17 protein-coding genes are annotated in these 21,641 nt (G+C 66.7%); 7 read left to right on the forward strand and 10 right to left on the reverse strand.

Annotated features, from left to right (window positions below; all coding sequences use genetic code 11):
• The 5 genes from WAZ62_RS20345 to WAZ62_RS20365 all read right to left on the reverse strand — a co-directional run.
• Window positions 1-271, reverse strand: a 271-nt coding sequence (locus WAZ62_RS20345; RefSeq protein WP_422645366.1) for a hypothetical protein, incomplete at its 3' end; no start/stop codon positions are given.
• Window positions 272-276: 5 nt separating this feature from the next.
• A complete protein-coding gene (locus tag WAZ62_RS20350) occupies window positions 277-1,614 on the reverse strand; it encodes a DUF1800 domain-containing protein (RefSeq protein WP_422645367.1) in 1,338 nt (445 codons plus the stop codon).
• 101 nt (window positions 1,615-1,715) lie between these two features.
• Window positions 1,716-4,745, reverse strand: coding sequence for a hypothetical protein (locus WAZ62_RS20355; protein WP_422645368.1), 3,030 nt, complete (start codon window positions 4,743-4,745; stop codon window positions 1,716-1,718).
• Between the two features lie 232 nt (window positions 4,746-4,977).
• On the reverse strand, window positions 4,978-6,306 hold the full coding sequence (locus tag WAZ62_RS20360; protein WP_422645369.1) for a glycosyltransferase family 4 protein: 1,329 nt from the start codon (window positions 6,304-6,306) through the stop codon (window positions 4,978-4,980).
• An 18-nt stretch (window positions 6,307-6,324) separates the two neighbouring features.
• A complete protein-coding gene (locus WAZ62_RS20365) occupies window positions 6,325-7,737 on the reverse strand; it encodes a glycosyltransferase family 4 protein (RefSeq protein ID WP_422645370.1) in 1,413 nt (470 codons plus the stop codon).
• Window positions 7,738-8,026: 289 nt separating this feature from the next.
• On the opposite strand from WAZ62_RS20365, the gene WAZ62_RS20370 reads away from it, so the two are divergent.
• Entirely contained in the window at window positions 8,027-9,064 is a 1,038-nt protein-coding gene (locus tag WAZ62_RS20370) for a polysaccharide pyruvyl transferase family protein (RefSeq protein WP_422645371.1), read from the forward strand.
• Here WAZ62_RS20370 and WAZ62_RS20375 read toward each other — a convergent pair.
• Window positions 9,042-10,445, reverse strand: coding sequence for a capsule biosynthesis protein (locus WAZ62_RS20375; RefSeq protein ID WP_422645372.1), 1,404 nt, complete (start codon window positions 10,443-10,445; stop codon window positions 9,042-9,044). The two genes, WAZ62_RS20370 and WAZ62_RS20375, sit on opposite strands and share 23 nt — an antisense overlap.
• Before the next feature lie 243 nt (window positions 10,446-10,688).
• Here WAZ62_RS20375 and WAZ62_RS20380 point away from each other — a divergent pair, with 243 nt between their 5' ends.
• From WAZ62_RS20380 to WAZ62_RS20395, 4 genes are all read left to right on the forward strand, one after another.
• Window positions 10,689-12,788: a capsular polysaccharide biosynthesis protein gene (locus tag WAZ62_RS20380; RefSeq protein WP_422645373.1), complete on the forward strand. Its 2,100-nt coding sequence runs from the start codon at window positions 10,689-10,691 to the stop codon at window positions 12,786-12,788.
• Window positions 12,789-13,076: 288 nt separating this feature from the next.
• Complete coding sequence (locus WAZ62_RS20385; protein ID WP_422645374.1) at window positions 13,077-14,030, forward strand: DMT family transporter; 954 nt, start codon at window positions 13,077-13,079, stop codon at window positions 14,028-14,030.
• 104 nt (window positions 14,031-14,134) lie between these two features.
• Window positions 14,135-14,578, forward strand: coding sequence for an OsmC family protein (locus WAZ62_RS20390; protein WP_422645375.1), 444 nt, complete (start codon window positions 14,135-14,137; stop codon window positions 14,576-14,578).
• A complete protein-coding gene (locus tag WAZ62_RS20395; RefSeq protein WP_422645376.1) occupies window positions 14,578-15,876 on the forward strand; it encodes a DUF3422 family protein in 1,299 nt (432 codons plus the stop codon). The genes WAZ62_RS20390 and WAZ62_RS20395 overlap by 1 nt, the downstream gene beginning before the upstream one ends.
• A 60-nt stretch (window positions 15,877-15,936) precedes the next feature.
• On the opposite strand, the gene WAZ62_RS20400 is transcribed toward WAZ62_RS20395, so the two are convergent.
• Together WAZ62_RS20400 and WAZ62_RS20405 are read right to left on the reverse strand one after the other, a co-directional pair.
• Window positions 15,937-16,389, reverse strand: a complete 453-nt coding sequence (locus WAZ62_RS20400; protein WP_422645377.1) for a PaaI family thioesterase — start codon at window positions 16,387-16,389, stop codon at window positions 15,937-15,939.
• Window positions 16,386-16,781, reverse strand: a complete 396-nt coding sequence (locus WAZ62_RS20405) for a PaaI family thioesterase (RefSeq protein ID WP_422645378.1) — start codon at window positions 16,779-16,781, stop codon at window positions 16,386-16,388. Before WAZ62_RS20405 ends, WAZ62_RS20400 begins: the two co-directional genes overlap by 4 nt.
• A 216-nt stretch (window positions 16,782-16,997) precedes the next feature.
• Between WAZ62_RS20405 and WAZ62_RS20410 the strand changes: the two genes are divergently transcribed.
• Window positions 16,998-18,173, forward strand: a complete 1,176-nt coding sequence (locus WAZ62_RS20410) for an acetyl-CoA C-acyltransferase (RefSeq protein ID WP_422645379.1) — start codon at window positions 16,998-17,000, stop codon at window positions 18,171-18,173.
• 60 nt (window positions 18,174-18,233) lie between these two features.
• On the forward strand, window positions 18,234-18,926 hold the full coding sequence (locus WAZ62_RS20415) for a lysoplasmalogenase (protein ID WP_422645380.1): 693 nt from the start codon (window positions 18,234-18,236) through the stop codon (window positions 18,924-18,926).
• Here WAZ62_RS20415 and WAZ62_RS20420 read toward each other — a convergent pair.
• Together WAZ62_RS20420 and WAZ62_RS20425 are read right to left on the reverse strand one after the other, a co-directional pair.
• The gene (locus WAZ62_RS20420) at window positions 18,865-19,398 is read right to left on the reverse strand and encodes a hypothetical protein (protein WP_422645381.1); all 534 of its coding nucleotides are present in this window, start codon (window positions 19,396-19,398) and stop codon (window positions 18,865-18,867) included. The two genes, WAZ62_RS20415 and WAZ62_RS20420, sit on opposite strands and share 62 nt — an antisense overlap.
• Before the next feature lie 79 nt (window positions 19,399-19,477).
• A complete protein-coding gene (locus tag WAZ62_RS20425; RefSeq protein WP_422645382.1) occupies window positions 19,478-21,535 on the reverse strand; it encodes a DUF4139 domain-containing protein in 2,058 nt (685 codons plus the stop codon).
• Window positions 21,536-21,641 lie beyond the last annotated feature (106 nt).

Here is a 21,641-nt window from a genome sequence, read left to right on the forward strand (position 1 = left end):
GGGCGGGGTGCAGGCCGAAGCGGTCGTCGAGCGGCAGGGCACCGTCCGCCTGGCCCGGGGCGGCGATCGCGAGCGGGCCGCGCAGGGCAACGTAATCCTTGTCGCCGACCGGCGGCACGGCGGCGAGGCCATCCATGCCGCCGCGCAGGATGATGAAGATGAAGCGGCGGTCGTCCGGCGTCTTCGCATAGGCAAAGCGCGGAACCGAGGCGAGCAGGCCGGCGCCGAGCAGGCCCTGCAACAGGCCACGGCGATTCAGGGCGGAGATCATCGGGGTCACCTCTGCTGGAATTCGGGGGAGGCGAAGATCATGGCGATGCCCGAGGCGCGGTCGCCGGCGCCCTTGATGAACTGGGTCTTGGCCGGCGTCAGCACGGGGGCGATGGTGCCATCGAGCAGGGCCGCGAGATCGAGGCGAGCCCCCGCCTTGTTGGCGATGTCGGCGCCGAGGTCGATCCGCCGCATCAGGGCATCGGGACCCAGCCAGTCGGTCGAGCGATCCGGCCAGCCGGCGGGGGAGGGGGCGCCGAAGGGCGCCTGACCAAGGCCGCGCAGGCGGCGGAACAGCAAGGGGCCATCGATCGCGGCGGCCTCGCCCCCCAGCGCCCTGGCCATGGCGACGGTCAGCTCCCACGGGGTTTTCATCTTGGCGAGCGGGTCGGCCCAGGCGGCGTCAAGGCCGATCACGGCCCTGGTGACGGCGCCGAGGTCGCCATCGCTCTTCAGATAGACGGCGGCGATGGCATCCACCGCGGCGGCCGGCGGATCATCGGCGACGAAATGGCGGACCAGTTTGGTCGCGAGATGTTTCGCCGTGGACGGATGACGCGCCAGCATGGCGAGGGCATCGCGGGTTTCCTGTTCGCCGCCTTCGCGGATCCGGGTGCCGACCAATGTCTTGTCGCCCGGCTCGTGGCGGTTGGGATCGAAGCCGAAGCGTTTCGACGTGTCGCCACCGCCGGTAACCACGGACCAGCCGGTGAGGATGCGGGCGAGGGCGATCACATCACCCTGACCATAGCCGCCGCCTGCGCCAAGCGTGTGCAGCTCCAGAACTTCGCGCCCCAGGTTCTCGTTGAGGCCGGCATCCTTGCGCTGCCCGACCTTCGAGTTCGGGCCGACCGAGCGATATTGGTCGAGATAGGTCAGCATGGCGGGATGCAGGGTCGCCGCTGTCAGCAGATCCTCGAAGCGGCCGGTGACATGGGGCGCGATCGCCTCGCGCTCGAACACGCCGGCCAGCGGCACGACGCCGCTGCGCGCGACCGAGACGGTGAAATGATTGGACCAGAACAGCACCAGCCGGTCATGCAAGGGCGCCGTGCTGGCGACACAGCGGTCGAACCGGGCCGTGACTTCCCGCAGGTAAAGTTCGCGCACGGGATTGTCGGGCCGGCCGTCGTCATTGGCGTCCATCTTGCCCTCGGCCATCATCGCCTTGCGGGAGCCGGCGACATCGAGCGCACCCGCTGTGCCCGGCAGATCGGTCGGGACGGGACCCGATTTCAACTGTTCGAACAGGGCGCCGCGCGGATCGCCGGAAAGCGCGGACAATTCGCCGGGCCGGGGGCCGAGACCGAAGCGATTGGCGGCAATGAACGCTTCCCGGGACATGGGTCTCTCCGTCTGTCGCTACATCGACATCAACACTGAAACGCCGCAGGAGTTCGACTCCTGCGGCGTTTTTCCTGTCGAACGGGCGGACCCGGAGAGGGTCAGCGGGTCAGCAGCTTGCCCAACCCCTTGGCGATGCCCTTGTTCTTGCGCTGGGACAGCAACTCTCGCGCGACACGCACATGGACTTCGTCGAAGAACAGCGGCGTCACTTCCGGCTTGCTGAAAACGATGAACACTTCGTTGGCGAAGTAGGGATGCATTTTCTTGGCGATCTCATCCTTCAGCCATTTCTGCATCGTATCGATCTGGCCCTTGTGGACGATGACGAAGTCGATCTCGTCGTCCTCGGTCAATTGGTCGATCGCGATGGTCCAGGGCGAGACGCGGCGGAATTCGGCCGGGCCGGCGACCTTGGCGCCCGAGAAGCGCGAGATCGAATTCCAGGCGTTGACCCAGATGCGATCGGGCAGGCCGACGACGCTGAGTTCACCCACGGCCGACGGGTCGAAGATCGCCATCGACTTCGTGCCGACCTGGCTTTCCTGGAATGGAGTCATCGTGCCGGTGCGCGAGCGCGCAGGCATCTGGCCCGCGGTCTTGCTCCAGGGCTCGGGCTGGACGTTGAGTTCGGTGACCGTGCCGAGCGTGGCGTTGAGCACGAGGTTGAGATCGAACAGGGTCTTGATCGCCGAGGCATTCTCGGAAACCGCCGCGATCACCGTCTGATCGATCGGGCCGCCGAACAGGAGGGTCAGCGCCGACTTGGCGTCGGGGCCGCTGATCGCCTGTATCAGGCCGGGGACCAGTTCGTCCGGCAGCCACATGGGCTCGACCAATTCCGCCGCCTTGGCCTTCAGGCGGTCTTTCAGGCCGAGGGTCTTCTTCTCGCGGAACAGGTCGTTGCCCATGCCCGAGCGCATGGTGCCGAACAACCAGAAGCGGGCGGTCTGGTAGAAATTCTGCTCCGAGACTACGGTGTCGAACGAGCTATTCTGGGTAAGGAAGAACTCGTCGATGATCTTCTTGATCAGGACCGGCTTGGTCAGATCCTCGTGCGAGGCGTCGCCGTCGATGTCGACGATCGCGCTCTGGAACAGGGTCGCCTCGGGCTGCTGCGAAATGAACAGCAGCGTCTCGGTCCGGGTCTTGTGCTCCATCGCGTGGCAGATGTCGTCAAGACGGGCGCGCGGCGGCTGGGTCTTGAAGAACAGGGCGATGGCCGAATAGAAGAACTGTTCGTCCGACATCATCGCGAACTCGGCCTTGAAGGCGCGATAACGCGTCTGAAATTCGGTCGGATTGCCGATAGAGGCCGAAACCGGGGTATCGGTCTTCTCGGTGATGTATTTCGCCGCGGCTTCGACCCACGACAGTCGATTGTCGAACACGTCGTCGGGCAGGCCCAGGGCCTGGACGAGACCGATGATATCGGCGCCCGAGAGTCCACCGACCCGGCTGAGATAGGAGAGCATCTTGGCCGCCGGGATGATCAGCATCACCGGCAGGCGCACCGGCGCCTTGCCCGATGTGCCACGGAAGCCGATGCGGTCGATATAGTCCTGCATCAGCCGGCGCAGGTTCTGCACCGTGTCGCGATCGGTCTTGGCGTAGGTCTCGGGGAACAACTGCTTGACCAGCTTGCCGGTCACGCTGGCCGAGAAGATCTTGTTCGAGACGACGTCGTGGTACTCGCGCTGGATGCCCTGGATGTCCCGCAGGGACTCGCGGCGGACCAGGGGCGACAGGCTGTCGTCATGGGACAGGAAACGTTCCACCTGATACAGGTTGCTCGGCAATGTCGAGCACGAGGCGAGCAGGTTCAGTCGGTCGGCGGGCAAGAGGTAAGGCGTGATCAGCCCCTCGCAGGCGATGGCGAAGCGCAGCGGCGTGGACGCGATCTGGGTATCGATCGCCCCCTGCAGCGCGGCCGAAGCCTCCCCTTCGCCGCCGCAGGCCGACAACACGGCCTGTTCAGCCGCCTCGACGGCCTGGCCTTCCCGCTGGCCCGCGGCGAGCATGAGGTCGACCATGGTCAGGGAGCGACGCTGATCGCGGAAATTCCTCATGCGATAGCCGGTCAGGGCCGAGGGCGGCGTTGTCGCCAGCATGTTCAGGAATTTCTCGTAGACCTTCGACATCTCGTATTTGCGGGCGAAGGCCTTGCTGCGCTCGCAGGCGAGTTCGTAACTGTCGGGGCTGGCGAAGAGTTCGTCGATGCGGAAATGCATCTCGTCCTGATGGGCGAAGATCACGCCTTCACCGCAGTCCTCGAACTGCGGGCCATAGGGCACGAGGATCGGCACGCCGAAATTGAACAGGAAGCGGATCGAGCCCGAGGTCGCCCAATGGGCGATGGGTTCCTGGGTGACGACGCCGAAATCCATCGGGGCGAGTCGGTCGAGGAGATCCTTCTCCTCGCAGAAATCGGTGAAGACCGTGGCCGGCACCTTCATCCGTTCGGCATAGTCGAGCAGCTCGCGCGCGGCGGTGCGGCTCGTCGTCGCGAAATTGCCGATGAAATTGGCCTGGGCGCGTTCGCAGATGTCGATGATCAGGGTCGGCTTCTTGTTCGGCGACAACAGGCCGAAGCTGCCGACCGTCGGCCGGTCGCGGCGCAGGTTGCCGCCGGACTTGCTCTTGGAGGTCGTGGTCTGGCCATCTTCGTAGACGAAGACGCCGTGCTCGAGATGCGGGATCGCGAGCTCGTAGCAGCCCCGGCTGTTCAGGTTGATCACCGGGATCGACGAATTGAACAGGCACTGGTTCATGATGTTCAGCACGTGGTCGGTCAACACCACCGTGTGCATGATGATGGCCGCGCGGGCCCCTTCATGCGCCGCCAGATAGCGCTCGACATTGCCGACCAGGGTCGAGGTCGTCTCGCCTGTCCCTAGCGGTGAGAGATTGTCGAACAGGCCGTATTCGTGCTGAACCAGGATGAAATCATAGGCCGGTGCGTCGGGATCGCCGACGAAAAGTTCCGTTGACGAGCGCATGAGCGTCGTCGCCATGCCCAGCTTCTTCAGCGAGAGCGCGACATAATGAGAGTATCGGGCAATACCGCAGCTCTTGCCCACCGATGGGCAGATGATCGCGACATTGGCCGATGATCCCTTAGGCTCCTTCATGATTTGCTCCAACCCTTAGCCCGTGTTTCGAGCACACGCCCCCGTGTGGCCTTTGACGTGCCGGATAATGGCATGTTGCACATGCTAAATTCCAGCCGTCGTTCCAGAAAAACTTGCGGGTGTCTCTTGTGGGCGCCGCTGGCTATACAGCCCTGATTTGCCGGCAACGCCGCGATATCTACCGAAGGGGTGAAAAGGCGTCGCGACCCGCCGCCGGTTGTTGTCGGGAGGCTCAGTCGCCGGGTGGCCGCGCCAGCGCCTCCGCCGTCAGAGCGGTTCCGGACGCGAGGGGCTGAGCGGGCGCATCGAGGCTGCAGTGGCGGGCCAGCGAAGCCTCGAGCATGGCGAAATGCCGCTCCCAGGTCGGCGGATGGTAAGCCCGGATGCGTTCGATCTGGGCCTGGCGGGCCGCCGACTGGGCGGAAGAATAGTCCAGGATGGCTTCCATCCAGCGGGGACCGTCCAGCGGATCGATGAAATCGGGAATATCGCCGCCGACTTCGCGAAAGGCTGGAATGTCCGAACAGATGACCGGCACGCCGACGGTCAGCGCCTCCGCGATCGGCAGGCCATAGCCCTCGGTGAAGGAGGGGAAAAGCAGCGCCCGCGAGCGGCGCAGCAATTCGGACAGCTGCGAATCCGACAGGCTGGGCAATTCGACCACGCAGTCCTTGAGGTCGGTGCAGCGGTCGAGGAAACGCTCGGTACCTTCGATTTCCCAGCCCCGGCGACCGACCAGGATCAGCTTGGGCGTCTTGTCGCCAAGAAGGGTGTGCAGGCGGCGCCACAGGGTGAGCAGCAGGTAGTGATTCTTCCGGGGCTCGATCGTGCCGATCATGATGAACCACGGCACCTCCTCGTCGGGTGGCAGGGGCGAGGTCTCGCGGAACAGCGGGGCGACGCCGAGGGGCAGCACCTTGACGGGTGGCGGTGTCTGGTCCTGCTGGGCGCAGAACGCCTTGAATTCCCGCGCGGTGACATGGGAATTCGTCAGCACCAGATCGGCGGTGCTGATCATGGTCGCCAGACGGGCCAGATGACGCCGATCTTCCCCGGCACGGGAAAACTCGGGGTGATGATAGGGGATGAGGTCGTGGAGATAGACCGCCAGCCGGGCATTCAGCCGCTGCTTCAGATTCACCCACAGGTCGGTCTTGTCGATGCCGCCATGGGAGACGGACAGAAGGATCGACGACGGCGTGCCGCGCTTGAACATGGTCTTGCCCTGCACGTCCGGCACGGGCAGCACGGTTTCGCCCATCAGCCGCTCGCCGGCCCGGACGAAGCGATCCATCAGGGGCGAGAAGCGGCGCAGCCGGCGATGCAGGTCGGGGTCGACCCGATCGATCCAGTCGGCGGCGATCTCGTCCCGTTTCGCGATGGCGTTTTCCCAGGTCAGGCGGCGAAACTTGTTGCCACGGATGCTGAAGAAGCCGACGCGCTGCTTGGGCTGGTTCAGGAAGTGGCAGAGATAGGCGTATTCCATCCGGTCGATCCCCGATGGCGGCCGGTCACGATCGCGGCCGGCGAGACGGGATATGTCGAGAAGGATCTTGGCCATGAAACCGATCTACCACATTCAGCCGGGCAATTGGCCCAGGACCTTCGAATACATGAGTTCCAACCGTTCAATATAAGGTTGAACGCCGAAACGCCTGGCCTGTTCCGGTCCGCGCGCCGCGAGGGCGGCGGTCAGGGAATCATCCGTGTCGAGCGCGGCGATGGCCCGCGCCATCGCTTCGATATCATAGGGATCGACCAGCAGGGCGGCATCGCCGGCGATTTCCGGCATGGAGCCCTCGGTCGAGGTCAGGACGGGCGTCCCCATCGCCATCGCCTCGATGATGGGCAGGCCGAAACCTTCGTAAAGCGAGGGGAACAGCACCGCCCGGGCACCGCGCACCAGGGCGACCAGATGCTCCATCGGCACATAGCTGAATTTGAGCAGGCGGCGCGGCGCGCCGGTCAGCGCGATTTCCCGTTCGTAGTCGGCGAGGAAATTGCTCTCGTCCAGGGCCTTCCAGGCCGCATCGCCGACGATGACGAGCGGGCGCGATGGGCAGGCCTTCAGCGTCGCCTCGATCAGGCGGCGCAGGTTTTTCTTGGGCTCGATCGCGCCGAAGAACAGGAAATAGCCCTGCCAGGGAAAACCGTAGACGTCCGCGACGAGGCGATGGGATTGGGCCGGGTCCTGGCCGATGCTGATTTCGGGCAGGACCACCGACTGGTAGGTGACCGATATCCGCTCGTCGGGAACGCCGAACATCTCCTGGATATCGTCCCGGGAGCGTGTCGAGACGGTGCAGATGTGGCTGGCGCTGTCGACGCATCGGCTGATCAGCGCGTGGTAGTATTTTTTGTCGTCCAGCGTCAGGTACGGCAGCTTCAGCGGCACCAGATCGTGCAGCGTGTAGATGTTCCTCGCCCCTTCGAGGCGGATCGGCAGGGGATAGGTCCAATGCATGATCGCGGGCGGGTTTTCCATCCGCACCCGCAGGAAACGGCCCCAGCGATTGAAATGGCGCATGGCCCGGTGGACGAGATCGGGCACCGCCGCGATCCGGTCGAAATGCGGCAGGCTGGCCGCGACCTCGCGCGCCATCACGCGGCCCTGCACTTCGATGATCGATGCCGTGCAGCCGAAAGGCGAGGTCAGGGCCTGGACGAAGCGCTGGCGCTTCGGATGGCGGGGCTTCACGCCATCGGGATCGATGAAGGCGATTTCGCGCAGAATGGGCTCGGGCGACAGCTGGACCCGGCGACCGAAGAGAATATCGACCTTGCAGCCCATGTCGCGCAGGCAATGGGTCAGGCCTCGGGCATAGGTCGCGATGCCGGTGCCGCGAGCGAGGGCCAGATTATAGCCGTCGACACCGATTCGGATGCCGGACAGGGGCCCCGGAATTGTCCCCGGTGCACCGCCGTGTCCTGCGACCATCGTGCCGCTCACCGGCATGGCGGGCGCCGACGACGGCGTGGAAGGTGAAGTCACGTCTGTTCCCCTGTCGCCTGGCATCCCGCAGCGGATGCCCGGCTGATCGATTCAACGGGCCGCGCCCGCCCCCCGGCAATCGTCCCACAAGCCGATCATCGCCTCGCTTGGCGATAGGGGGCAAGGAAATTGGCCGCGGGATTTGCATCGGCATATACCGGGGTGATGCCGAATTCATGTTTTTTTGCATGGAGTTCGCGAAAATGTCGAATATGGCCCAACTCTTTTTTGCGGACAGGGGCGGGGGCCATGCTCTACCAATGGATCTCGCCACATGCCCCGAAGGACGATGACCGAAACATTGAAAGTCAGCTGGGTTGCCGCGCCCACCGCCGCCGATCATCTCAATCTCGGCGATGCCCTGAGCCCGGTCATGGTGGCTTGCGTGTCGGGCCGCCCGATCGAACATTGCTTCTTCGATTCGCCGCAGCCGAGGATCTGCGCTGTCGGCACGATCGCCAATCTGTTCACCAATGGCGAGGTGACGGTCTGGGGCTCCGGGGCTTCGCGCTATCGGAACCCCAGCGCGGGTAAGGACCGCGTGCTGTTCGAGATCCCGCCCGGCACGAAATATCGTGTCACGGCGACCAGGGGGCCGATCACCGCCCAGATTCTCGACAAGGCGGAGTTCCGGCATCGGGGCGTCCATGGCGATCCGGTCTGGTTGCTGCCGCGATTCTACCGCCCCGTGATCGAGAAGAAATACGATCTGGGCGTCATCATCCATCTGTCCGATCTCGCGGATCGCGAGGTCGAGGCGCATCCCAACCCTCGCCATCGCCGCTATGAAGTGCCGCCCTCGCTGGGTTCATCGGTGCGGCTGATCAATACGGTCACGCCGGTTTCGGTGGCGGGTTTGAAGGACAAGCTGGACGAAATCCTGTCGTGCCGGCGAATCATTTCGACCAGCCTCCACGGCATGGTCTTCGCCGAGAGCTATGGCATTCCCTGCCTCTATTTCTCGCCACGGAATGGCACGAGCGGACTGCTGACCCTGCCGACCGTGGACGAGGCGGAGGTCGATCTGCGGATCGCCGATCTCTATTCCGGTATCGGGGTGGAGCGGATCCCGGCCTATCGCCAGCACCGCCTCAAGCCGACCGACTGGGAGGATGTCATCGCCGCCGTCGACCGGGCGTGGGAGCCCAGGGCTTTCGATGGCGACCGGCTGATCGAGGTCTTTCCGGGGCCGGTCGATCCGCTGGACCTGGCCATCATCGGGAATGACGGGCTGTTCAGCCATCCGCTGATCGCTTCCCTGCCGATGTATCACACCAAGCCCCGCAAGCGCGGTCTGGCCCTGCTCAAGTCCCTCCTGAAGCGCTGATCGGCCTGTCGGCGGGGCACGGGGCGGGACTGCCGCCCTGGATCGGCGAGCCGGGTTGCGGGGCCAGGGCCGGCGCGTCGGTCGTGCTGGCCCGTACCGCCCTTGGCCGGGCCGCGCGCGTCAGTCGCTCCAGCGCGCCGGGCAGCGCCAGGGCCATGCCTCTCGCATTGTAGAAGCCGCCATTGATCTGGCTGCGCAGGGCGACAACCTGGCGCCAGGCCATGTAAAGGGCGCGCTCGGGCCGTTCGGGCGCGGTCCAGAAACGGTCGAGGCCGGTCTGGTGGGTCAGGCCCGGCATGTCGTAGATCGCCCGACCCAGCACCACGAGCGGCACGCGGCGATGCAGGGCCGAGATGCCGGCGGTGGAATTGATGGTGATCACGCCGTGGCTGGCGCCGATCAGATCGGTCAGATTGCCGCCGTCAAGGAAGTGCACCCGGTCGGCGACACCCGCCGCGCGGGCCAGATCCCGCGCATGGCGGGCATGGGGTGTCTGTCCATTGTCCAGCGGGTGGCCCTTGAAGATCAGCAGGGTGCCGGCCGGGGCATGGTCGGCGAAAGACCGGATGGTCGCCGCCATGAAGTCCCGCATGGAGCCAAAGGACGAATGGAAGACGATCTGCTTGTCGGCGTTCAACTGCATCAGCGCGAGGTAGAAAGCCTGTCCCGAGGCCAGCAGCGCCTTCTCCTCGCGGGCGACCCGCGCCAGGCGACGGCGACGGCCAAGCAGCCGCGTGACCCAGAACCACCATTCGGCCAGCGGGCCGGCCTCGCGATGGTGGCGATACTTGCGGAACAGCCATCCCGTCATGAACAGACAGAAATAGGCGATGGTGGCGCGCCAGCCCATGATCGCGGTTTGCGGCCCGACGGGTTCGGACGCGATGACCGGCATCATTGCCTCGGGCGACCGCAGGATTTCCTCGGGATCGGTCGGCAGCGACGAACTGGCATTCACCCCGTCGAGTTCGAGGGTGATGTTGTCGGGCCGCAGATAGCCTTCCTCGAAGACATGGACGCGGATGCCCGGGCGCCAGGCGCGCAGGGTTTCGCAGGCCGCCGCATGAAGCGGCCGGCAGTCGCCGATCAGGACGATATCGGTGATCTCGTGCTGGCGGGCCAGCGCGCCGACCCAGGCCGGAAATCCGGCGGCGTCGCCGCGATAGAGTCGGGCGCAGGGCCAGGGCCAGTCGTAAAGATCTCCGCCATTGAAATTGACCCGCACCACCTTGTGGCCACGGCGCCTGAGGGCAAGGCCGAGCTTGAGGAAGAACGGCCCGATCGGCCCCTGAAGGAAAAGATAGCTGCGCGGCGGCACGGGTGACGGTCCGGCGTCAGCGCCTTCCGGACGGGCGTCGGTGCTGCGCGGGGCTTGATCCATTATCGGGCCAGACATTACCATGGTGCGGCTGGGACATGCAGTCTACGAAGATGCCTGGCGATGAAGCCACGAAAATAGTGTTGCCGTGGCGATTTGTTGCAAAGCCGCTCATGACGCATCGTCATGTTTACTATGATTTGACTGACGATGATGTGACGGGGCTTACACAGAACACAGTTGAGCGCCCCTGGTTCCGGCCGGGTGGGTTATTTTCGCGCGTGTGGGTAACGAGGAAACGGGATCATGCCTGAAGCAGGAGAAAGCGCCGCGACGTGTCGGCACGTCGGCGTGCTCTCGATCGGCATGTTCTGGCGGGTGCGGGGCCTTGCCCGATTCCTCGTGGCCGTCGGCCGTCCGGTCTGGTTGAGCGGGTTGAAGCGCCCGGGGCCCGAGGTCGTGGCGGTCGCCGGCTGGGGCCGCAAGAAGCCGGCGCGGCGGGCGATACGGGCCGCCGCGCGCTGGGGCCTGCCGTTCGTCACGGTCGAGGATGGCTTCCTGCGCTCCGCCGGCCTCGGGGTCGAGGGGACGCCGCCGCTTTCCGTCGTGCTCGACGACCGGGGTGTCCATTACGAGGCCGAACCCGCCTCGGCGATCGAGGCGGACCTGCAGGCCTGGCAGGCGATTCCCGAAGGCGACCGCCAGGCCGCGGCCGAGCTGATGGCCCTGATGCGCCGGCATTTCATCGGCAAATACAATGACGCGCCCGATCTCGACCCCGCCGACGACACCGGCCGCGGCCGGCCGCTCGTCCTTGTCGTCGACCAGACGCGGGGCGATGCCTCGATCGCCGGCGGGCGGGTCGATGCCGCGCGTTTTCTCGCCATGCTCGATGCCGCCATCGCCGAGAATCCGGGGGCGGACCTGCGGGTGAAGATTCACCCCGATGTCCTGGCCGGCAAGCGCGAGGGCTTCCTGCTCGACGCAGCCAAGGCGCGGGGGATCCCGCTCGAATCAAGGGCGGTATCCTGGCCGTCGCTGGCGGCGCGGGCGGCGCGGGTCTATGTCGCGACCAGCCTCGCCGGGCTGGAGGCGCTGATCCAGGGCGTGCCGGTCACCTGCTTCGGCCTGCCGTTCTATGCCGGCTGGGGCCTGACCGACGACCGCCAGCCGGCCCCCTGGCGGGTGGCGCGGCCTGATCTCGACGCCGTGGTCGCCGCCGCCTATATCCGGGCCTGCCGCTATCTCGATCCACTGGGCGGGCCGGTCGGCACGGCCCTCGGCGTTGCCCGGCATATCGCGCGGATCAAGCGCAATGACGCGGAATTCTCCGGACATACGGTGGTCATGGGCCTTCGCCCCTGGAAACACGCCAGGATGCGGCGCTTTCTCGCCAGCCGCTGGGGCCGGGTCAGTTTCGCGACCGATGTCGGCCGCGCGATCGAGACGGCGAAACGCGACGGCGGCCGGCTCGCGGTCTGGGCGGCGCGGGCGCCGGAGGGGCTGGTCGAGGCCTGCCGCCATGCGGGCGTCCCGCTGTGGCGGATCGAGGATGGCTTCCTGCGCTCGGTCGGGCTCGGCTCCGACCATGTCGCGGCGGCTTCCCTCGTCGTCGATCGCCAGGGCATCTATTTCGACCCGACCGGGCCGAGCGATCTCGAAACCCTGCTGGAAACCGCGAATTTCGACGAGGGCGTGCTGGCGGACGCCGCGCGCCTGCGCCGGGCCATCGTCGATCGGGGCCTGACCAAATATAACGTCGGGCGGGCGCAGGATGTCGTCATCGGCGCGCAGCCCGGCCAGCGCCGCATCCTCGTCCCCGGCCAGGTGGAGGACGACGCCTCGGTCCGCCTGGGCGCGCCCTGGGTGGGCGGCAACCTCGGCCTCCTCGAGGCCGTGCGGGCGGCGGCGCCCGAGGCCTTCATCGTCTACAAGCCGCATCCCGATGTCGAAGCCGGCAATCGGGAAGGGGCGATCCCCCGGGATGTCGCCCTTGGCCTCGCCGATCAGGTGGTGGTCGATACATCCGTGGTGCGTCTGTTTGATCTGGTCGACGAGGTCCATACCATGACCTCCCTCGTCGGTTTCGAGGCGCTGGCGCGCGGCCTTGCCGTCACCACCTACGGCTCGCCCTTTTATGCCGGCTGGGGCCTGACCGACGACCGACACGAGACGCCGCGCCGGACACGGCGGCTGACGCTGGACCAATTGGTGGCGGGTGCCCTGCTGCTCTATCCCCGTTATTGCGATCCCGAGACGGGCCTGCCCTGCGATGTCTGGCATGTCGTCGAGCTTCTGTCGGCCAAGGCGCCGCAGCCGGCCCGGGGCCTGCGCCAGCGCGGGTTGCGGGGCCTGCGCCTCGCGGGGGCCATGCTGCGCTCCGCCCTCGCGGGCCTTCGGTCCTAGGGCGAGGGGCTCTCTCCCCTCTCGTCATGCCGGCGAAGGCCGGCATCTTTGGCCGGCTGGGGCGCCTTCTCGTCACAAGGTCCCGGCCTGCGCCGGGACGACGAGGGGGGAGGATTGATCGTGTGCAGGCGCTATAACGGATCGACGCCTGCGCCCGCGACATGCGGGCATGACGTTTGGACCGGTTGTGTCGCCGCCTCGCCGATGGGTTCATTGACCCAAGAACACATCGGGAGGACGGGGCATGATGGGCAGGCAGGCATTCGTCACGGCGCGGCGGCCCCTGTGATGCGGGGGACCGGGCTTCCCTATCTCGCGATATTGGTCGCGGCGACCTTCCTGATGGGATCGAGTTTCGTCGCCGGCAAGATCCTGCTGATCCATGGCGTGCCGGCGATCCTGCTGGTGGGCTGGCGTTTCCTGCTGGCGGCGCTGGCGACGCTGCCGCTGCTGGCCCTCTCCGAGGGGGGCTTGTGGAAGAACCTGTTTCCGAGGGGCCTCGGCCCGTCGCGCTGGGCGCTGGTGGTCCTCATCGGCGTGTTGCAGACGGCGCTGACCATGGGCCTGCTGTTCATGGCGATGGAGCATGTCTCCGCCTCGACCGCGGCGATCCTGCTGTTCACCAATCCGGTCTGGGTCGCCTTGCTCGGCCGAATCTTCCTGCGCGAGCCCCTGCACGGTGTGCGCGTGGCCGGCCTCGTGCTGGGCCTGTGCGGCGCGGCGCTGGCCATCGGGGTGAGCGGTGTCGGCGGCGGCGACAATGCCCTGCTCGGCGCGCTGATCGGTCTTGGCTCGGCGCTGGCCTGGGCGACATCGACCATCGTCAACAAGCGCGGCAACCTGCCCATGCCGGCCTGGAGCCTCAGCTTCTGGCAGATGTTCTCGGGTTCGGTCGCGCTGCTTCTCTTCGCGGCGATCCGGGGCCAGGAATGGCCGGCGGGCACAACGCCGATGCAATGGGCGTGGTTCCTGTGGCTGGCAATCCCGGGCTCCACCGCGTCCTTCGGCCTGTGGTTCATCGCCCTGCGGAAGGGCGGCGCGACACGGTCGAGCGGTTATCTGTTCCTCGCGCCACTGTTCGCCACGGTGATTTCCTGGGCCGTTCTCGATACCGGCATCGGCTGGCTGCAAGGGCTCGGCGGCGTGCTGGTGGGGCTCGGGCTGTGGCTGGTCAACCGCGAACTGCCGGCGCGAACCGATGCCGAACGCTTCCGCGAGGCTCTGGCGGAAGGGCGGCCCTGACGGGACCCGCTGGGCGCATCGGTCGCATCTCATCCCTCTCGCCAATGGCGGAAACCGCTTCATTATGGTTTCTGGCCCGGTCAAAACAGGGAAGGGGAGCGAGAATGAGCGAAGCCCATCGCCATGATGTTTCGGTCAGTGAAAGCGGCAATGGCCCTTATGGCCAGGTGGTCACCATCGGCCATCATGTCTTTGGCGCCGACGAGCCGGAAGCCCTCGGCGGCAAGGACACAGGGCCGGATCCGTTCGAGTTGGTGATGGCTGGCCTTGGTGCCTGCACCTGCATGACCCTGCGCATGTATGCCGGGCGCAAGAAACTCCCCCTCGAGCATGTCTCGGTGGTCATTCGCCATGTCGTCGTCGCCGGTGCCGACGGCAAGGGCACCCGCGACCGCTTCGAGCGGCGCATCACCTTGACCGGCGCGCTGGACGAAGCGCAGCGCGCCCAGTTGATCTCGATCGCCGACCGCTGTCCGGTCAGCCGGACCCTGTCGGCCGGCGCCGACGTGACCGCGGCCGAAGCCACCGGGGCCGCCGAGGCCGCCTGATGCCCGACGGATTGCAGGACACGGCCGGTATCGGCGTCATGCATCCCGCCCGGCAGCGCCTGGCGGACGAGTTGCACGCGCGGCCGACCATGGCCGTGGCCGCGCCCTCGCGCATCCTCCATGTCGCGCGCCATGGCGCCGTCGATCCCGCCGCCGACCTCGGCTATCTGGCCGGCCTGTGCGACAGCCTCGGCCTGCAGCCGCCGAAGGCCGGGGCACGGCAATTCCGCTTCTCGATCGAAGGCGCCACCATCAAGTGGGAGCGCTACACCGAATGCTGCGCCTGGACCGTGGTCGTGCCCGGCGTCGGCATGAGCGCGGCCGATCCCCGCATCCGCGACCTGATCGCCGGAGCGCCGGGCACCAATATCGCCGTCGTCGATTTCGAGGTGCATCAGGGCATGGTGGCGGCGGAAGCGGCGGCCATGGCCCATTTCGACCCGGCGACCCTGGTCGCCAGCACCCTCGGCGAGGGCCGGGCGGAAATCTGGTCCGACTTCCGCCTGGGCGCCGAGGGGGAGGTGAAGCTGATCCTCGGCGTGCGGGACGATCTGGTGCCGCGCACCATCGGCAATGTCGTGCAGCGTTTTCTCGATATCGAGACCTACCGGATGCTGGCGCTGCTCGCGCTGCCGCTGGCGCAGCGGGTAAACCAGCGCACCACCGCCCTCGACCGGCGGCTGGCGGAATTGACCGGGGCCTTCATTCCCTCGAAATCCGAGGGCGAGCGGGCGGATGATGCTGGCCTCCTGACCGAACTCGGCTCGATCGCGGCCGAGGTCGAGAATCTGGTGGCGGAAAGCGCCTGGCGCTTCGGCGCGGCGAGGGCCTATTACGCCCTGGTCGAAGACCGCATCGCCGAGAGCCGCGAGACGGCGATCGGCGGTTTCGAGACCGTCGGCTATTTCATGAACCGGCGCCTGACCCCGGCCATGCGCACCTGCGAATCCGCCGCCGCGCGGCAGGAAAGCCTGTCCCAGCGCGTCGCCCGCTCGAGCCAGATCCTGCGCGCCCGGGTCGAGATCGCGCTGCAGGCCCAGAACCAGGAATTGCTGCGCTCGATGGAAAAGCGCGCCGGCCTGCAACTGCGCCTGCAGGAAACGGTCGAGGGCCTGTCGGTCGTCGTGATCAGCTATTACGTCGTCGGGCTGATCAGCTATTTCCTGAAGGGGGTGGAGGAGGTGGTGCCCGGCCTGCCCCATGCCACGCAAGTGGTCGCCTTCGCCCTGCCGCTGGTGCTGGGCGCGGTGTGGATGGGGATGCGCCGGATGAAGCGCCGGCTGCTCAGGGAGCACTGAGGCGGCACGCCTCTTCTCGTCCGAAGTCCCCGGCCTTCGCCGGGGTGACGACTGTTCGATTCAGGCGCCCAGCACTTTCCAGACCGAATTGGCGGTCGCGACCAGGCGGTTGCCGATCATGATTTCGCCCCGGACGAAGAGGACGGAGCGGGCTTTCCGCGTCACCGTCGGCCGGCAGATCAGGAGATCGCCGGGCCGGGCGGGGGAGAGGAATTCGGAGGTGAGGGTGAGGGTGACCGCCGGGCTGCGGTCGACCGCGTCCCAGGCGGCGGAGCCGAGCGATGCATCGAAGAAGGTCATGATCGCGCCGCCATGGACGATGCCGAGGCCGTTGGCATGGCGGGCTTCCGGCCGGAAGGCGAAGATGCGCTTGCCCTCCTCGATCCGGTCGTAGAAGGCGAAGGTGACCGTGCCGCCCTCGGCGCCGGGACCGCGATCGCCGAAGACATCCTTCTCGAAAGGGTCGTGAGTGACGATGGGCGCCCAGCCCTCGGGGGTGTCGAGATCGTTCATGCGCCGAGAACCTTCCAGATGCCGGTCGCCTGCATCACGATGGCGCCGCGGCTGGTCAGGAGGCCGTTGACGAAAATGAGCGAGCGGGTGGCGCGGGTAATGCGCGCCTCGCCCTCGACGAGGTCGCCGGGCTTGGCCGCCGTCGCGAAATCGCAGTTCAGGGTGATGGTCGAGCACGGCCTGTAGCCGATCGATTCCCAGACCACGGTGCCGAGCACATGATCGGCGAAGCTCATCAACATGCCGCCGTGGCAGACGCCGCCCGGGTTCAGGTGCTGGTCACCCACGGTGAAGGAGAAGGTCCAGGGGGCCCCTTCCGTCTTCTCGGTGCGGACCGGCCCGATCAGGCCGAGGAAGCCGGGAAAATCGAAGGAAGGCTGGGGCAGGGCCATGGATCCGCATCCTTGTTAACATGACTGTTTGTTCATTTTTCTTAGCGATGCCGTCCGGCCTTGTGAACCGCCAATTTCGCATTGCCACATGAAGCGCCGCCGACAAATGCCGCCATGGCCACAGAAATCTGTTTCGGCGGATTTTGGAGCGCGCTATCAAGGCCCGGCGCATCCAGAGACCCACAAGGGTCCAAGTCACTGAGGAGAGCTCGTATCATGAGAGAAGCCGTCATCGTTTCGACCGCCCGCACGCCGATCGGCAAGGCGTTCCGCGGTGCTTTCAACGCGACCCATGGCGCCACCCTGGGCGGCCACGCGATCAGCCACGCCGTTGCCCGGGCCGGCATCGAGGGCGCGGAAATCGACGATGTCTATATGGGCGTCGGCCTGCCGGAAGGCGCGACGGGCCACAATGTCGCGCGCAACGCGGCGATCCGCGCCGGCCTGCCGGTTTCGGTCGCGGGCGCGACGGTGAACCGTTTCTGTTCGTCGGGCCTCAATGCGATCGCCCTGGCCGCCCAGCAGATCATGGCCGGCAATGCCGACGTCATGGTCGGCGGCGGGCTCGAGTCCATCTCGCTCGTCCAGAACAACCTGAACGTCAATTATTTCACCGAAGACTGGCTGATGGAGCACAAGCCGTCCCTGTGGATGCCGATGCTCGATACCGCCGATCTGGTCGGCGAGCGCTATAATGTCTCGCGCGACGTGCAGGACGAATATTCGCTGTCGAGCCAGCAGCGCACCGCCGCCGCCCAGGCCGCTGGCGCCTTCGACGATGAAATCGTGCCGCTGAAGTCGATCATGAAGGTGATGGACAAGGCGACGGGCCAGGTTTCCGACGTCGAGACCGAACTGAAGAAGGACGAGGGCAACCGGCCCGAGACCACCCTCGAGGGTCTTCAGAAGCTGCAGGCGATCAAGGGCGGCGTCGTCACCGCCGGCAATGCCTCGCAGCTGTCGGACGGCGCCTCGGCCTGCGTGCTGATGGAAGCCAAGATCGCAGAGAAGAAGGGCCTGAAGCCGCTCGGCGTGTTCCGCGGCTTCGCCGTCGCCGGTTGCGAGCCGGACGAGATGGGCATCGGCCCCGTCTTCGCCGTGCCGAAGCTGCTCGCCCGTCATGGCCTGAAGGTCGACGACATCGACCTGTGGGAGCTGAACGAAGCCTTCGCCGTGCAGGTCGTCTATTGCCGCGACCGTCTCGGCATTCCGATGGAAAAGCTGAACGTCTCGGGTGGCGCGATCTCGATCGGTCACCCTTACGGCATGTCGGGTGCCCGCATGACCGGCCACCTGCTGATCGAAGGCAAGCGTCGCGGTGCCAAGTATGGCGTCGTCACCATGTGCATCGGCGGCGGCATGGGCGCGGCCGGCCTGTTCGAGATCCTCTGAGCCTGTTTGGGGAGGCGGTTTTCCGCCTCCCCATGTTCTTTTTTCGGCGAGGCGACACCAATGCTCTCCGTTCCGCTGCTCGGCCCTCGGGGCGACGGGCTCGATACCCTGCGTTACGGGTTGTTCGTGCTCTCGCTGCTGACGGCGGTGCTCTATCTCGGCCGGACCGGGGGCGACTGGTATCCGCTGATGCCCTGGCTGAAGGCGGTGCCGATCGGTGCGCTGGCCCTTCTGGTCGCGATCTCGATTCCCGGCGGTCCGCTGCTGGGCGTTCTTCTCGTTGCCGCGCTGGCGCTGTCGACCATGGGCGATGTCTTCCTGGCCCTGCGGGACGAAAAGCGCTGGTTCATCTTCGGGCTGGGCTCCTTCCTGCTGGCCCATCTCGCCTATATCGCCATTTTCGCCTGGGTGATCGGCCATTTCGGCCTGCGGGCGGATGCCCCGCGCATCGTCATGCTGGTCGTCTGCGTCGCCCTCGCCCTTGGCCTGTTCGCCAGCCTGCGGCAGGGCCTCGGCGAGATGACGGTGCCGGTCGCGGTCTATATGTCGGTGATCGTCGTCATGGTGGCGGGGGCGCTGGTCTTGCCGGCGAGCACGGTCTTCGTCGCCCTTGGCGCACTGCTGTTCATGGGCTCGGACGCGATGATCGCCGTCTCGCGCTTCGGCCAGCCCTTCGCCGGGGTGCATCACCTCATCTGGGCGACTTACTACCTTGGGCAATATTTCCTGATGGTCGGGATCCTGCGGGGCTGAACACCACCCCGCCGGCCCGGCCGAGGGCGAACAGCGACAGGGCCGCGACCAGAAGCCCCAGGGCGCCGAAACCGGCCGCCATCGCCCGCGCGCCCCGTTCGTGCCGGCCGACGCGCACTTCCTGTGGCAGATCCGGCCGGTAATAGACGAGGGCGGTGGCCTTGCCGCCAGATGTCTTTCGCGCCGCCTCGCGCAGGATCGCGACCTGCGCCTCGCCGATGGGATCGCGCGTCACGGCTTCCACCAGACCCTGGCCGCGGGGCATGAAGCGGACATGCAGGCGGAAGCCGGTGGCGGCATCTTCGGTGATGTCCATGATCTCGGCCGTCGCGGCCGGCCAATCCGGCTCCTGCCACAGCGCCGACGCCCGGTCGAAACTGACGGCGGTCGCCCAGGCGCCGACGATACCGGCGGCGGCAAGGGCGAGGGGAAAGGCGAGACGGCCGAAGGGCGACATGGGAGCATGATCCACGGCCCCATGCTCCCCCGCAACAGCGGAAGCCCCCGGCCGGATCGGGCCGGGGGGCCGTGGGGGCAATTCGCGCCAGCGCTCAGAGACTGGCGATGAAGTCTTCCAGCTTGCGCTGGGCGGTCTGGCGGGCGTCCTGCGCTTCGGCGAGGCTGGACTGGAGCTTCTCGATCGCGGTTTCCTGCTCGTCGAGCTTCTTCAGGTAGCGGCGATAGAGGTCGGTGTCCTTGGGCACGCTGGCGAGGTTCTCGCGCAGGCGCTCCTGTTCCTCGGACAGACGGGCCAGTTTCTCGTTCGCATCCTCGATCGCGGTATCGCGGGCGCTGATGGCGCGGCGCAGTTCCGCCAGTTTGGCGAAGGCTGCCTTGGTCTTGTCGTCGATCGCGCCGCTGGCGCCGTAATAGGCGAGCTGGGCATCGTTCAGATTGGCGACGGCGAGGCCCGAGGCACCTTTCCGTTCCGCTACCACCTTCACCTCGACTGTCTTGCCGGCATCGAGTTTCGCCGGCACGCGCCAGTAGCGGTCGGTTTCCTCGACACCCGTCGCCGGTTCGACCACCGCATAGCCCGAGAGTTTGGGCAATTCGAGGGTCATGCCGCGGGCTTCCCGCGCCGGGGCGGCGATGCGGTAGGTCATGGTCCGCCGCTCCACCGTCTCGTAGCGGAAGACGCCACTGGCGATGCTGCCGGCGGTCAGGGTCGAGTCGCTGATCTCGGCATGGTCGATACGCAGCTTCTGGTCGAGGGCATAGGAAACCATCCGTTCCTCCCCCGCCGGCAGAACCGCGAGGCGGGCGTCGCCGACATAGGCGAAGCCGGTCGGCCCCTGTTCGTAGAGGGTGAGGATGCCCGGCGGCAGGCCGGTCTCGCCGTCATTGGTCAGGCGGACGGCGGCGAGGGGATGGCGGTCGTGCACCCCGGGCTGATAGAGGGCGAGGCGCGCGGCCGGCACGTCGCGGTCGATGATCGGCACCGAGAGAGAGCGGCCGGAGGCGACGGAGACCGGCTTTTCCAGCCTGAACACGACCTGGGTCAGGGCTTCGGTCGTCGCGACTTCGGTCGCGCCTTCCGCCATGCCGGCCCCCGCGGCCATGGGCGCCGGGGCCATGACCGGCATGGGCGGCGCGGCGCCCACCGATTCGGCGGCGAAGGCACGGGATCGATCGAACTGCTCGAATTCCTTGGGCGCGGCATCGGCGACCTCGGCCACGGCGCTGCCGCCGGTATCGACATTGGGCAGGATGCGGCCAACGACCTCGACCGGGATTTCCGGCCGGTCGACGTAATAGGAGGCATAGAGCGCCTGGCGGAAGGTGACCGGGCTACCCGAGACGAGGGTCAGCTCGACATTCTTCCAGTCCTGGCCGCTGGTGTTTTCCAGCACCGCCCAGCCCTGGAGATTGGCCTTGGTCGCTGTGGGGTCGGCCGGCAGGGACAGGCGGTAGGATGTCTTCCACAAGGGCGTCCCGGTGACATAGGCGACGCGTAAGGTGCGGCTGCCGGTGCCGGTCGCGGTGATGGTCAGCGAGCGGCGGTCGCGGGCATGGGCCTCGGCGATTGCGGCCAGCGCCTTGTCGACCTGGGCCTGCAGCGCGGGATCGGCGAATTTGACCGCTTCCGCGTCTTCCAGCACCAGTTGCTGGATGCCTTCGCCGGTCAGCAGGGTGACGCGATTGCGGGTGATCGTGCCGCCGTCGCCCGGCAGGGCGCGGGTCTCGGCCTCGACCTTCAGCAGGCGGCCGCGCAGCATCCGGCTGCCGCTGGTCACGACTTCGCTGCCCTGCAGGGCGTTCAGCAGGGCGACCGGCGATTCCAGCGCCTCGGGGCCGAAGGGCAGGTCGCGGAACATCTGCGCGACGGGCTCCTGTCCGGCGAGTTCGACGCCGCCGACGCCGCCCTTGTCGTCGAAGATGACGAGGCTTTTCAGCACGTCGTCGACCTGGTCGAGCGGCACGTCGAGCGTCAGGGTGGCGTTGCCGCTCACCTTGGCTTCATATTCGAAATAGCCGACACCGCCCGTCGAGAGCATGACGCGGTCGAGTTCGAGATCCTGGGCCAGGGCCGGCATGGAAGTCCAGAAGCCGAGGCCGGCCGTGGCGGCCAGCAGTAGAGAGCGCGTGTTCAGCGAGCGCATTGCCATTTCTTCCCCCCGAAGACTGGTGGTCCCGGGTGTTGTATTGCGCAATCCGGGTAATATTGCGACAGCAGGGTGGCGAGGGGATGACGGCGGCGCAAGCGTCAGGGAG

The organism is Zavarzinia sp., assembly GCF_049306435.1.
In the GTDB taxonomy this organism is placed as follows: Bacteria; Pseudomonadota; Alphaproteobacteria; order Zavarziniales; family Zavarziniaceae; genus Zavarzinia.

Bases quoted from the DNA above. Each gene is read 5' to 3' on its own strand.
- WAZ62_RS20355 (WP_422645368.1), bottom strand. From the start codon at position 4,745: ATGAAGGAGCCTAAGGGATCATCGGCCAATGTCGCGATCATCTGCCCA.
- WAZ62_RS20380 (WP_422645373.1), top strand. From the start codon at position 10,689: ATGCCTGAAGCAGGAGAAAGCGCCGCGACGTGTCGGCACGTCGGCGTG.
- WAZ62_RS20410 (WP_422645379.1), top strand. From the start codon at position 16,998: ATGAGAGAAGCCGTCATCGTTTCGACCGCCCGCACGCCGATCGGCAAG.
- WAZ62_RS20395 (WP_422645376.1), top strand. From the start codon at position 14,578: ATGCCCGACGGATTGCAGGACACGGCCGGTATCGGCGTCATGCATCCC.
- WAZ62_RS20390 (WP_422645375.1), top strand. From the start codon at position 14,135: ATGAGCGAAGCCCATCGCCATGATGTTTCGGTCAGTGAAAGCGGCAAT.
- WAZ62_RS20360 (WP_422645369.1), bottom strand. From the start codon at position 6,306: ATGGCCAAGATCCTTCTCGACATATCCCGTCTCGCCGGCCGCGATCGT.
- WAZ62_RS20405 (WP_422645378.1), bottom strand. From the start codon at position 16,781: ATGGCCCTGCCCCAGCCTTCCTTCGATTTTCCCGGCTTCCTCGGCCTG.
- WAZ62_RS20375 (WP_422645372.1), bottom strand. From the start codon at position 10,445: ATGGATCAAGCCCCGCGCAGCACCGACGCCCGTCCGGAAGGCGCTGAC.
- WAZ62_RS20385 (WP_422645374.1), top strand. From the start codon at position 13,077: ATGCGGGGGACCGGGCTTCCCTATCTCGCGATATTGGTCGCGGCGACC.
- WAZ62_RS20415 (WP_422645380.1), top strand. From the start codon at position 18,234: ATGCTCTCCGTTCCGCTGCTCGGCCCTCGGGGCGACGGGCTCGATACC.
- WAZ62_RS20350 (WP_422645367.1), bottom strand. From the start codon at position 1,614: ATGTCCCGGGAAGCGTTCATTGCCGCCAATCGCTTCGGTCTCGGCCCC.
- WAZ62_RS20370 (WP_422645371.1), top strand. From the start codon at position 8,027: ATGACCGAAACATTGAAAGTCAGCTGGGTTGCCGCGCCCACCGCCGCC.
- WAZ62_RS20400 (WP_422645377.1), bottom strand. From the start codon at position 16,389: ATGAACGATCTCGACACCCCCGAGGGCTGGGCGCCCATCGTCACTCAC.
- WAZ62_RS20425 (WP_422645382.1), bottom strand. From the start codon at position 21,535: ATGGCAATGCGCTCGCTGAACACGCGCTCTCTACTGCTGGCCGCCACG.